11 protein-coding genes are annotated in these 12,117 nt (G+C 34.3%); 3 read left to right on the top strand and 8 right to left on the bottom strand.

Annotated features, from left to right (window positions below; genetic code table 11):
* Positions 1–207 precede the first annotated feature (207 nt).
* Positions 208–1,686 carry an exodeoxyribonuclease VII large subunit gene (xseA, locus tag GOQ24_RS11285; protein WP_160339726.1) on the top strand — a complete coding sequence of 493 codons (1,479 nt, stop codon included), beginning with the start codon at positions 208–210 and terminating at the stop codon, positions 1,684–1,686.
* Entirely contained in the window at positions 1,656–1,850 is a 195-nt protein-coding gene (gene xseB, locus GOQ24_RS11290; protein ID WP_160339727.1) for an exodeoxyribonuclease VII small subunit, read from the top strand. Before xseA ends, xseB begins: the two co-directional genes overlap by 31 nt.
* 50 nt (positions 1,851–1,900) lie before the next feature.
* On the opposite strand, the gene GOQ24_RS11295 is transcribed toward xseB, so the two are convergent.
* From GOQ24_RS11295 to GOQ24_RS11305, 3 genes are all read right to left on the bottom strand, one after another.
* Complete coding sequence (locus tag GOQ24_RS11295; protein WP_155091979.1) at positions 1,901–3,208, bottom strand: mechanosensitive ion channel family protein; 1,308 nt, start codon at positions 3,206–3,208, stop codon at positions 1,901–1,903.
* Positions 3,209–3,412: 204 nt separating this feature from the next.
* Positions 3,413–4,318 carry a flagellar motor protein MotB gene (locus tag GOQ24_RS11300; protein WP_160339728.1) on the bottom strand — a complete coding sequence of 302 codons (906 nt, stop codon included), beginning with the start codon at positions 4,316–4,318 and terminating at the stop codon, positions 3,413–3,415.
* A 31-nt stretch (positions 4,319–4,349) separates the two neighbouring features.
* Positions 4,350–5,111, bottom strand: a complete 762-nt coding sequence (locus GOQ24_RS11305) for an exodeoxyribonuclease III (protein ID WP_160339729.1) — start codon at positions 5,109–5,111, stop codon at positions 4,350–4,352.
* 187 nt (positions 5,112–5,298) lie between these two features.
* On the opposite strand from GOQ24_RS11305, the gene GOQ24_RS11310 reads away from it, so the two are divergent.
* Positions 5,299–7,134: a GNAT family N-acyltransferase gene (locus GOQ24_RS11310; RefSeq protein WP_155091982.1), complete on the top strand. Its 1,836-nt coding sequence runs from the start codon at positions 5,299–5,301 to the stop codon at positions 7,132–7,134.
* A 76-nt stretch (positions 7,135–7,210) separates the two neighbouring features.
* Here GOQ24_RS11310 and GOQ24_RS11315 read toward each other — a convergent pair whose 3' ends face one another.
* The 5 genes from GOQ24_RS11315 to serS form a co-directional block, all read right to left on the bottom strand.
* Positions 7,211–8,152: a 2-hydroxyacid dehydrogenase gene (locus GOQ24_RS11315; RefSeq protein WP_160339730.1), complete on the bottom strand. Its 942-nt coding sequence runs from the start codon at positions 8,150–8,152 to the stop codon at positions 7,211–7,213.
* A 19-nt stretch (positions 8,153–8,171) separates the two neighbouring features.
* Positions 8,172–9,524: a magnesium transporter gene (mgtE, locus tag GOQ24_RS11320; protein WP_160339731.1), complete on the bottom strand. Its 1,353-nt coding sequence runs from the start codon at positions 9,522–9,524 to the stop codon at positions 8,172–8,174.
* Entirely contained in the window at positions 9,505–10,293 is a 789-nt protein-coding gene (gene rsmA, locus GOQ24_RS11325) for a 16S rRNA (adenine(1518)-N(6)/adenine(1519)-N(6))-dimethyltransferase RsmA (RefSeq protein ID WP_155091985.1), read from the bottom strand. The genes mgtE and rsmA overlap by 20 nt, the downstream gene beginning before the upstream one ends.
* 10 nt (positions 10,294–10,303) lie before the next feature.
* Positions 10,304–10,615 (bottom strand): DUF4286 family protein, encoded by a 312-nt coding sequence (locus tag GOQ24_RS11330; RefSeq protein WP_155091986.1) that lies wholly within the window; start codon positions 10,613–10,615, stop codon positions 10,304–10,306.
* 115 nt (positions 10,616–10,730) lie between these two features.
* Positions 10,731–12,002, bottom strand: a complete 1,272-nt coding sequence (gene serS, locus GOQ24_RS11335; RefSeq protein WP_160339732.1) for a serine--tRNA ligase — start codon at positions 12,000–12,002, stop codon at positions 10,731–10,733.
* Positions 12,003–12,117 lie beyond the last annotated feature (115 nt).

The raw sequence follows: 12,117 nt of genomic DNA on the forward strand, positions 1-12,117 counted from the left end.
TAAAACAATTTCTATAGTAGTTTGTCATCAACGAAAGGCAATTGATAACGTATTTTAGAGATCCTTATCTTTTGGATTGCTTATCATTGTTAATCAGTTTGTTATGTGGTGTTTTGGACATTTGTGTATAATGCTAAAGTTAGTAGCAAAGCATCTTTATTTATATTGATATAAAGGTTGTATTTTTGTTAGTCTAAGTTTTTTGCCGTGAAAGAGGAAATCAAGTGGTTTACATTAAGTACTATTTTAGGTAGGGTAAAACAGATATTTGACGAGTCTATATCTGGACATACTTTTTGGATGAAAGTGGAGATCTCTCAGTTTAAGAGAGATAGGAGAGGGCATGTTTATTTAGAATTGGTAGAGAATAGTGACGGAGTTGTTCTTGCTAAAGCAAGGGGAACCATTTGGAATCACGCGGCTAATGTCATCTATTCTAAGTTGGATAAAGAGGCAAATAATATTCTAAAAGAAGGTGCTGAAATCTTGTGTTTATGTGAAGTTGTTTATAATGTGGTTTTTGGTTTTTCGGTCAATGTGTTGGACGTTGATTTGAGTTTCTCATTAGGCGAAGTTGAACGAAGAAAGCAAGAGGCAATTAAGAAGTTAGAGGTAAATGGATTACTCGATTTAAATAAGAAGCTTTCTTTTCCTCTTGTTATTCAGAAGATTGCTTTAGTTGGATCTTTGAATACGGCTGGGCATATTGACTTCATTAATCAGTTGGAACAAAATGAGTATGGATTTGCCTTCGATATTGATTACTTTGATTGTCGTGTACAGGGAGACAATGCTCATGTGGAAATTATTAATAAGCTAAATCAGATTCCTGAAAACACCTATGATGTTGTTGTTTTGCTAAGGGGAGGTGGTGCAGCTTTGGACTTGGATGAGTTTAACAACTATGCCTTGGCAGAAGTATTAGCGAGATTGCACACAGCTGTATTTACGGGTATTGGTCATGAAGTCGATACGACTGTAGCTGATTTTGTGGCTAATAAAAGGTTTAAAACACCCAGTGCTGTCGCTGCTTTTATTGTTGAAAGAGCTGTTCAGTTTCACACGCAGGTAAAGAGCCTTTATGATAGTATCACTTCTATTGCTAAACAGCAAGTTGAGATTCAAGGACATGTATTAGAAAAACTTAGTTCTCATTTGAAAATTGAAACTTCAAGAGTGTTGTTGTATGAGAAAAACAAGCTAAAATCGGATGTTAATTTGCTTGTTGTTGAATCGAATGGACGGATTCAAAAAGAGCATTCGGTAATTAACCTTGCAAGTCAAACCATACATTATGCTCCAAGTTCAATTTGTTTAACTGAACGCAACAAACTGCGTGAGAAGGGAAGCCTGGTAGCGTACTTGTTTGGTGAGAATCTGAGAAGTAATAAGCAGAACATAGCACAACTCCGTGAGGTTTTGGAGTTGAGGGTTTCTTCGACTTTGAAAAAGGAAAAACTCAGAGTAGAACACTTGGAGCAGATTCCGAATTTATACGACTTGGATTCACTGATGAAAATGGGACTGGCTATTGTCTGGTATCAAAATAAGACAATTAATGAATTTACTTCACTTCGTGAAGGGGATGTCATTCAAGTGGATGTATTTAATAAACGTTTCGAAATTGTAATTAAAGATATAAAAGAGAAAGAAAAATGGAAACACTTACCTATGAAAGCGCAGTAAAAGAATTAGAAGCTATTCTAAGCGAATTAAAGGATAACCAAGTGACAATTGATGATTTGGCAGTTAAGGTGGAAAGAGCTTCTACGCTGATTGTATTCTGTAAGGAGAAGCTATCTAATACAGAGTTAAAAGTAGAGAGTATTATTGAGAAATTAGGTTTATAGTCAATCACTTGGGTGGTGTATTGATGATCAAGTGATTGACTGTAAATCTCTTAATGTTTACTATTTGAAATGAATTGTCTCACGTCGTCAGAAGATGGTAATTCATATACTTCAAGGTGAAAATAATCTACTGCTGCAAAAACATGGTCAAAAATGTCTGCCATGACATTTTCGTAGAATACCCATTGTGTACTATTGGTAAACATGTATAGTTCAATTGGCAATCCATGTTCTGTAGGTTGTAAATGCCTTACCATTAAGAAATATTCCTTGTGGATATGGGGGTTTTGTTGCGCGTATCTCAATACATAGGCTCTAAACATTCCTATATTTGTTATTCTTCGGCCATTGACAGGCATTGATTGATCTGCACCTGTGTTGGCATTATATTCTTCAATCTCCTTTTGTCTTTCTTCGATATAAGGTTTTAATAGTTGAATCTTTTTGAGGTTCTCTATTTCATCTTTTTCTAAAAAGCGGATAGAGGACATTTTAATATTGATACTCCTCTTAATTCTCCTTCCTCCTGCATTGTGCATCCCTCTATAGTTTTTAAAGGAATCGCTAATTAGAAAATAGGTTGGTATTGTCGTAATTGTTTTGTCAAAATTCTGAACCTTTACAGTGCTCAAGTTTATCTCTAACACAGTTCCATCTGCACCAAACTTCGACATTTCAATCCAATCACCAACTCTTACCATATCATTGGTTGAAACTTGAATACTCGCCACAAACCCCATTATTGTATCCTTGAAGACCAACATTAGAATAGCCGATGCTGCTCCTAAGGATAAAAAGAGGTTTGCTGGTGATTGACCTGTAATAGTTGTATAGATAAAAATTGCAGCAAAGAAATATAAGAATATTGACGAAACTTGCGAATAACTGTCAATGGGTTTGTCTGCTAATTTTGGTTTTGTTTTGGCGTAATCTCTGATACTCTTGATGACTGATCTCAATACCAAAGTCAAAGCTATAATTAATAGTATATTAGTTACAGCTATCATGAATTGGGTTAGATTAGGAAAGCCTTTAAAGAATATTGGAAAGAATATCTTAGCTACAAAAACAGGAATAAGATGCGTAAAATTGTGTAGTAACTTATTTTCGATTAAGATATCGTCGAATTTGGTTTTACTTTTAATAGCAAATGACTTCACTAATACAATAATAATGTTTTTGAGTACATAGTCAAATATAAACATTATAACAGTGAAGGTTAACAATAGGGTAATAGTGGTCGTGATATGAGTTTCGTATTCTCCTAACCCAAATGCTTTGATCATTTTGTAGAACCAATTGTACAGCCCGTTAAAGTTTTCAGGATCAATGATGTTATCTATTGTAATTGAATTCAAGTTGTTTTTGTTTTTTAATTACTATTCTAATGTGTTTTAACAATATAACATTATTATTTTGTTATGCAAGTTTAGTTGTTTTTAAGCTACGTTTTTCTTTTTTAACTTATGATTTTAAGTTGTGATAAGTAGTGTTTTTTGTTTTTCTGTGTTTTGTTTAGGTATATTAAAAAAATGAGATAACAATTGTTATCTCATTTTATATTATAGTGCATTTAGCATTGAATTAATTTTGTCTAAGTTAGGGGTAAGTATAACTTCAATTCGCCTGTTTTTCGCCTTACCTTCTAGTGTATCGTTTGATTGTAATGGTGCATATTCACTTCGCCCTGCAGCAGTTATATTACTTTTGACTATATCTGGATTAGAGGTTATAATGTCAACGATAGCCAGGGCTCGTTTTGTAGACAAGTCCCAATTTGTTTTAACACCTTCTCCTAATTGGCCAACAATCTTGTCGTTATCTGTATGTCCTTCTATTAACACAGTTATATGAGGATTGTTTGCTAATACTTTTGACAATTCATTGACTGCTTGAGCTCCTTCCTGGTTTACAGACCAACTTCCAGATCGAAACAGCAACTTGTTTTCCATCGACACATATACACGGCCGTTTTTCTGTTCTATGCTTAAACCTTTTCCTTCAAAAGCGTTTAAAGCTGATGATAAACTCTCTTTCAAATCGCGCATTTGCTTGTCATTCGCTGCAAGTATAGCTTCTAACTCCGCTATACGAGTTGATTTACTTGCAAGTTCACTTTTGGCTGAAGATAAGCGTGCCGCTTCAGCTTCTAAAGCATCGCGATTATTTTTTTGTAGTGTTTTATACGACTGTTCTAAATCCTTTAAGCGATTTTCAGCAGCTATGATTTCAGCATTGAGGTTCTTGCGTTCTTCTTGCAGTTCCTTTAACTGTTTAGCAAGTTCTTTCTTCCCTTTTTCTAAATCACTATTAGAACTATTAAGCATAGCTAAGTCATTAGAGAGATTGTCGTTTTCTTTGAGTGCTTCTTGATATTGCTCTTCTAAATCGTTGTATAATCTTCGGGTTACACATGATGAAAGTAATGCCGTGGCTATTAGGCCGAGTACGATCGTTCTAAGATTCATTTTTTAGCTTTTGCGTTTTATATTGCCTTTATTATTTTATAACTACTGAAATAGGACAGTGGTCAGAGTGTACAACGTCAGCTAATATTGACGCAGATTGGATGCGATCTCTTAGCGTTTCTGTTACGAGGTTATAATCTATTCGCCATCCCTTGTTGTTGTTTCGTGCATTTGCTCTATAGGTCCACCAACTGTAATTGTGTGGTTCCTTGTTAAACATTCTAAAGCTATCGATGAACCCATTGTTGATAAACTTGTCTAACCATGCTCTTTCTTCTGGCAAGAATCCTGATACTTTAGCATTGCGAACTGGATCGTGAATATCAATAGCTTGGTGACATATATTGTAATCTCCACAGATAACGAGATTAGGTACGTCTTTCTTAAGTTCTGTTATATAAGTGAAAAAATCATCCATATATTGATACTTAAAGTCTAAACGATCAATGTTTGATGCTGAGGGTAGATATAAAGACATCACTGAAATATCGTCAAAATCAACTCTTACATTTCTTCCTTCAAAGTCCATATAATCTTTTCCCGTCCCATATACTACATTGTTTGGTTTGTGTTTACTCAATATGGCTACACCACTATAGCCTGCTTTATTTGCTGAAAAGTAATATTGGTATGGATACCCTGCAGCAGCTAAGTCCTCTACTGGAATCTGGTCTTCTTTCGCTTTAGTTTCTTGTAAGCAAATGACATCTGCATTTTCTTCTTGTATCCAATCAATGAATCCTTTTTTGATTGCTGCACGTATTCCATTTACGTTATATGATATTATCTTCATTTTAAATTGTTTTAATAGCCCAAAAATAGAAAAATTATAAGTTTATGCTATATTACTTATGTATGTTTTAATCAGTTATTTAGGTTTTTTTTAAATGGTTTTGGAGTAAAAATCAGCTACTTATGTTGAAATAAAAGAGATTGCCTAAATATTTTAGTATATTTGTATTATTAATTATGATTATTAAATGGGGTTAGTAACAGCTAAAGAAGTAGCTAAGGCAATTAATGTTGACAAATACGGTGTTTTTGGCACATTGACTGGTTGGATGTTGATGAAAACGCTTAAGATTACTACATTAAATAAGATCTACAATAAGAATAAGCATCTTAACGATTTAGAGTTCCTAAATGCTATTTTAGAAGAGTTTCAAATTGATTTTGAGATAGATCCAGAAGAATTAAAGAGACTGCCAAAAAAAGGTCCTTATATTACTATTTCTAACCATCCTCTTGGTGGCATAGACGGTATTCTGTTGCTTAAATTGATGATGGAACACGATCCTGATTTTAAGATTATTGCTAATTTTTTACTTCACAGGATAGAGCCTCTTAAGCCTTTCATTATGCCTGTTAATCCTTTTGAGAATAACAAGGATGCGAAGTCTAGTGTGATAGGTCTTAAAGATACACTTCGCCATCTAAGTGATGGAAAACCCTTAGGGATTTTTCCTGCTGGAGAAGTGTCTACCTATAAGGATGGTAAATTAGTTGTTGATAAACCTTGGGAGGAAGGGGCAATTAAGCTGATTAAGAAAGCTAATGTTCCTGTCGTTCCTATTTATTTTCACGCACAAAATAGTAAGTTGTTTTATTTTTTATCTAAGATAAATCCAACTTTGCGTACCGCTAAACTTCCTTCAGAATTGTTGACTCAGAAGAATCGTACAATCAAGATACGCATAGGTCGTCCAATTTCAGTTGAAGAACAAAATGAGCATTATGATTTATCAGATTATGGTAACTTTTTGAGGTTTAAAACTTATTTGTTGTCTAATGCTTATAAAGGTGATATCAATCGTTGGATTAAGGTACCTTCCTTTAATTTTAAGTTGCCGAAAACGGTAAAAGAAATTGCATCTCCATCTTCGAATGATACTATTAAGTCTGAAATCGAAGCACTTCGAGAAGGTGATTTCCGTTTACTTCAGTCTAAGAATTATGAGGTTTTCTTGTGTAAGTCAGATAAGATACCGACAATTATGCGTGAGATAGGTCGCTTAAGAGAGATTACTTTTAGAGAAGTAGGAGAGGGAACAAATAATTCAACCGACATTGACCAATACGACTCCTATTATCACCATATGTTCTTGTGGGACTCAGAAGCTGAGCAACTCTGTGGAGCTTATCGTATGGGATTAGGATCTGAGATTTACAAGAAACACGGTATTAACGGTTTTTACTTGAACGAATTATTTCGTTTTGAGTCTGAATTGTATCCAATGATGGCTCAATCTATCGAAATGGGGCGTGCTTTTATTATTAAGGAGTACCAACAAAAGCCTATGCCGCTGTTCTTACTTTGGAAAGGGATTGTGCATACAACGCTGAGATACCCTGAACACAAGTATTTAATAGGAGGTGTGAGTATTAGTAATCAGTTTTCCGATTTTTCTAAATCGTTGATGATTGAGTTTATGAGATCTCACTATTTTGATCCTTTCATTGCTCAGTATGTTACTCCTAAAATGGAGTATAAGGTCAATCTAAAGGAATCTGATCGCGATTTAATTTTTAATGAGACAGATTCAGATCTGAATAAATTTGATAAAGTTATTGAGGATATTGAACCTGGTAAGTTGAGAGTACCTGTTTTGATTAAAAAGTATATTAAGCAAAATGCAAAGGTAATTGCTTTTAACGTTGATCCTTTGTTTAATAATGCTATTGATGGTCTGATGTATATTAAGATTGCCGATCTACCTGAAAGTACTGTTAAACCTGTAATGGAAGAGTTTGAGGCAGAACTTGAACGCAAGATTCAAGAGGAAAATCAACAAAGAGAAAGAGAGAAGAGTATTTAATCTTTATATATTTAATTTCAACAGAAAGGGCTTAGTGTACACTAAGCCCTTTTTTATTGTATCGTGAAAAGCACAATTACAGTTTTTTGATTTTATCTATAATTACTTGTGCTAGTTTTTCTTTACTCTCGATTGTCCATCCAGCAATATGTGGCGATAAAAGTACATTTTTAGCTTGTATTAAGTATTGCATTGGTTCTGGTAAGCTGTTCTCTGTGAACATATTTTCAAAACTTGATTTCTCATACTCTAATACATCTAATGCTGCACCTAATACTTTTTTTTCTTTTAATGCTTCAACTAAGTCTGCTGTATTAACAGCTTTACCTCTTGCTGTATTTATCAACCAAAAGGGCTTCTTGCAATTCTCTATAAAAGCTTTGTTTACTAAGTTAATTGTTTGTGGAGTTTGGGGCGTATGTAAACTAATAATATCAGCTTCTTCTTGTAACTCATGAAGAGAAACTTGTTTGGCAAATTGATTTTCTAAATTGTCTTTTATATCATAGAAAATTACCTTACAATCAAAACCTTGTAGGCGTTTTGCAAATGCATTACCCATGTTGCCATAACCTATCAGACCAACAGTTTTACCCTCAATCTCTATACCTCGGTTGCCTTCTCTTATCCAAATGCCTTGTCTTACTTCTTGGTCTACTAAATTCAATTTGTTTAGTAGTGAAAGCAGCATCCCTAAGGCGTGTTCACCAACTGCTGTCCTATTTCCTTCAGGAGCTGCAATAAGCTTTACACCTTTTTGTATGGCGTAATCACAATTTATATTCTCTAACCCTGCACCAACGCGACCTATAAATTTTAAATTTGTCGCCAAATCTAAGAATTGGCGATCGATTTTAAATCGACTGCGAATAATAATGCCTTCATATTGATGGATACTTTGCTCAATTATTTCTTTAGAAGTGGTATAATCTTCTACATTTTCATATCCCAGTAATGAAAGCTCTCTTATCATTAAGGGATGATTGCTGTCAATATGAAGTACTTTTCTTGTTTGCATATTACTTTTTAGTTTTTCGTTAGAATCCTAATATTACTTTCGCAATAGAGAAGTAAATTAAGATTCCAAATATGTCATTACTGGTAGTAATAAAAGGCCCTGTTGCTAATGCTGGGTCAATACCGTATTTGTTTAAGAAAATTGGAACGAAGGTTCCTATTAAACTGGCTATAATGATCACGCTGATTAATGCGATAGAAACGGTTATACCTATAATATAATCGACTCCTAATAGGAAGTGACTTCCCAACATCATTAAAATAGCCAAGAGAAATCCATTTAGTAAGCTTAAGGTAACTTCTTTTAATAGGCGTTTCCAGATTGATCCAGTGATAGAATTATTTGCAAGACCTTGTACGATGATGGCTGAAGATTGTACACCTACATTTCCTGCCATAGCGGCAATTAACGGTGTGAAAAAAAAGAGTACTCCAAATTTTTCCATTGCTCCTTCAAAGCTTCTTGAAACATTTACAGCGACAAATCCCCCAATCATCGCCAAAACTAACCATGGCAATCGTGCGCGAGTTAACATTAGAATACTGTCATTGGCCTCAACGTCTTGCGAAATACCCGCTGCTAATTGGTAGTCTTTATCTGCTTCTTCTTTGATGACGTCTACAATGTCATCAATTGTAATTCTACCTACAAGTCTTCCCATCTCATCTACTACAGGGATAGCTTCTAAGTCATATTTTTGCATTATACGAGCTACTTCTACATCTTTGGTATCTACTTTCACATAATCAACATTGCGTATATATACATCGCTAATATGTGTTGTAGTGGATGTCGTAAGTAAATCTTTTAGGGATAAACGCCCTTTTAATCTGCTCTCATCGTCAATAACGTATATAGAGTGAACTCTTGATACATGCTCAGCTTGCTTGCGCATTTCTTTTACACAAGTAAGTACGGACCAATTCTCATTGACAGAGACAAATTCTTTAGCCATTAATCCCCCTGCTGTATCCTCGTCGTATCGCAGTAACTCGACGATGTCTTTTGCATGTTCTAAATCTTCTAATTCAGAGAGAACTTCTTCCTTCTTACCCTCAGGTAACTCTGATATAATATCTGCAGCGTCATCTGTATCTAATTCGTCTAATTCTTCTGCAATTTCTTTTGGTGAAAGACCTTTAAGAATCTTTTCCCTTATATCTTCGTCTAATTCTAATAGAATCTCCGCTGTAATTTCACTATCAAGTATGTCAAATATATAAGAGGCCTCGTCGTTCGAAAGCTCATTCATTATCTCAGCAATATCCGCATAGTGCAAATCTTGTAAAATAACTAATAGTTCTTTTTCATCTTTTTTTGCGATTAACTCCTCAATTAACTCGATAGATTCTTTACAGATTTTGAACTCCATTTGCTTCTATTGTTTTAGTAATGTTGATAAACTCTTCAAAACCTAATTGTTCAGGTCTTAAGTTAAATATTTCTTGTTCTCTAATTTCTTCTGGTAGTTGAAAGCTTTTTAAACTGTTTCGCAAGGTTTTTCGACGTTGATTAAAAGCTGTTTTTACTACGTTAAAGAAAAGTCTTTCGCTACATGGTAGAGCATAGTTTTCTTTTCTTCGCATTCTCATTACACCTGATTTTACTTTTGGTGGTGGATTGAATACGTGTTCTGAAACTGTAAATAGATATTCTGTTTCGTAAAATGCTTGTGTAAGAACAGAAAGTATACCATAGGTTTTACTTCCTTTTTTTTCGCATATACGCTCAGCTACTTCTTTTTGAAACATTCCTGAGAACTCAGGTACATAGTCTTTTAGTTCTAATACTCGGAAGACAATTTGACTTGATATATTATAAGGGAAGTTTCCAATTACTGCAAAAGGCTCTTGATTGAACGCTCTTACAATATCAAACTTTAGAAAATCTTGTCCAAAAATATGGTCGTGTAGCTTCTCATAGTGCAAATTTAGGTAATCTACTGACTCGGTATCAATTTCGACAACGAATGTCTCAATAGGCTTGTCCAAGATATATTTAGTTAGTACTCCCATACCTGGCCCTATTTCCAACACCTTCTTATACCCATCTAATGATAGAGTATCTGCGATGCGCTTTGCTACACTTTCATCAGTTAAAAAATGCTGACCTAAGTGTTTTTTAGCTCTTACTTTCTCCATTGTTGTCTTTTTAATATTCTCGTACTAGTTCTAATTCTGTTTTAAATGTAAGCATGAGCTCGCCAAATAATTTCTTTGCTTCGCTTTCAAAACGATCAAAATCTTCTTTATAAAATTGTTGTAACAATTCCTTGCTCTTAGTTTCAAATTGAACTGAGTACGTGATTCCACCCATGTCTTCTTCTACTAATACTTTTACCATTCTGGCTTTATCAAATTTTTTTGTTGCTAGAATCCCTGGTATATAAGCGTTCTCCATCCATTTTATCCACATTTCATGAGCACTTTCATGTATGTTGATTGTGATATTGTAAATAATCATTGTAGTTTTCTTTATAAGAAGTTATAATCGTTTGAGTTGTGCAAAGATAAAAAAAGCACCAAAGTCTTTGTAAGGGATTTGGTGCTTGATATTTTATTTGTATTCAATGTAAATATTAGTCTATAATATCAAATCCTGTATAAGGTCTTAAAACCTCAGGGATTACAATTCCTTCAGGAGTTTGGTAGTTTTCTAAGATTCCAGCTAAAACACGTGGTAATGCCAACGAACTTCCATTTAAGGTATGAGCTAATTGGTTTTTTCCATCGCTATCTTTAAAGCGTAGTTTAAGTCTGTTAGCTTGGAATGTCTCAAAGTTAGATACTGAACTAATCTCTAACCATCTATCTTGAGCGGTTGAGAATACCTCAAAGTCATAAGTAAGGGCAGAAGTGAATCCCATATCTCCTCCACATAATCTCAAGATTCTGTAAGGTAATTTTAATTCGTTTAAGATTCCTTTTACATGTTCTACCATTCCATCTAACGCTTGATATGAATTATCTGGATGCTCTATGCGTACAATTTCTACTTTGTCAAATTGGTGAAGGCGGTTAAGACCTCTTACATGCGCTCCATATGATCCTGCTTCTCTACGGAAACATGGAGTGTAAGCAGTACACTTAATTGGCAATTCACTTTCTTGTAAGATTACATCTCTGAAGATATTTGTAACAGGAACTTCTGCTGTAGGAATTAAATATAAATCATCTACAGTGCAATGGTACATTTGGCCTTCTTTATCAGGTAATTGTCCTGTTCCATACCCTGATGCCTCATTAATTAAATGAGGTACTTGGTATTCTTTGTATCCTGCTTCTGTATTCTTGTCTAAGAAATAAGAAATTAGAGCTCTTTGTAATCGTGCTCCTTTACCTTTATATACTGGAAAACCTGCTCCCGTGATTTTATTACCTAATTCAAAATCAATAATATCGTATTTTTTTGCTAATTCCCAGTGTGGTAATGCTCCTTCATGTAAGCTTGGCACTTCACCTGCTTCAAATACGTTTAAGTTATCATCTGCATCTTTTCCTGCTGGTACTATATCGTTTGGTACATTCGGGATAGTATAAAGTTTTTCAGTCAACTCAGCAGAAATTGCGTTTAATTGCTCTGTAAGTTGTTTGCTCTGATCGCGTAAGTTTGATGTTTTTTCTTTGATAAGTTCTGCTTTTGCTTTCTCACCATTCTTCATTAACTCACCAATACTTTTGGATAGCTTGTTAGATTCTGCTAATACATTGTCTAATTCCACCTGTGTGCTTCTTCTTTTCTCGTCCAAAGCCAACACTTCCTCTAGCAACGCCGTAACATCAAGATTTCTCTTTGCTAATCCTTTAGCTACTTGCTCTTGATTTTCTCTAATAAAAGCTATCTGTAACATATCTATTATAATTAATTAATAGAGCAAATTTAGAAAATACTTTTCTATTAGTAGCTTTTTTGTCTAATTGTCTTACTATTTTTATGTGTTTTGTTGCTATTGACCCTTTTTATTG

Origin of the sequence: Myroides sp. LoEW2-1, assembly GCF_009767705.1 — a bacterium.
GTDB classification, from domain to species: domain Bacteria; phylum Bacteroidota; class Bacteroidia; order Flavobacteriales; family Flavobacteriaceae; genus Flavobacterium; species Flavobacterium album_A.

Excerpts from the sequence above, each read along its gene's own strand:
- xseB (WP_160339727.1), top strand. The coding sequence starts at position 1,656 with ATGGAAACACTTACCTATGAAAGCGCAGTAAAAGAATTAGAAGCTATT.
- GOQ24_RS11300 (WP_160339728.1), bottom strand. The coding sequence starts at position 4,318 with ATGAATCTTAGAACGATCGTACTCGGCCTAATAGCCACGGCATTACTT.
- GOQ24_RS11305 (WP_160339729.1), bottom strand. The coding sequence starts at position 5,111 with ATGAAGATAATATCATATAACGTAAATGGAATACGTGCAGCAATCAAA.
- GOQ24_RS11310 (WP_155091982.1), top strand. The coding sequence starts at position 5,299 with ATGGGGTTAGTAACAGCTAAAGAAGTAGCTAAGGCAATTAATGTTGAC.
- GOQ24_RS11315 (WP_160339730.1), bottom strand. The coding sequence starts at position 8,152 with ATGCAAACAAGAAAAGTACTTCATATTGACAGCAATCATCCCTTAATG.
- mgtE (WP_160339731.1), bottom strand. The coding sequence starts at position 9,524 with ATGGAGTTCAAAATCTGTAAAGAATCTATCGAGTTAATTGAGGAGTTA.
- rsmA (WP_155091985.1), bottom strand. The coding sequence starts at position 10,293 with ATGGAGAAAGTAAGAGCTAAAAAACACTTAGGTCAGCATTTTTTAACT.
- GOQ24_RS11330 (WP_155091986.1), bottom strand. The coding sequence starts at position 10,615 with ATGATTATTTACAATATCACAATCAACATACATGAAAGTGCTCATGAA.
- serS (WP_160339732.1), bottom strand. The coding sequence starts at position 12,002 with ATGTTACAGATAGCTTTTATTAGAGAAAATCAAGAGCAAGTAGCTAAA.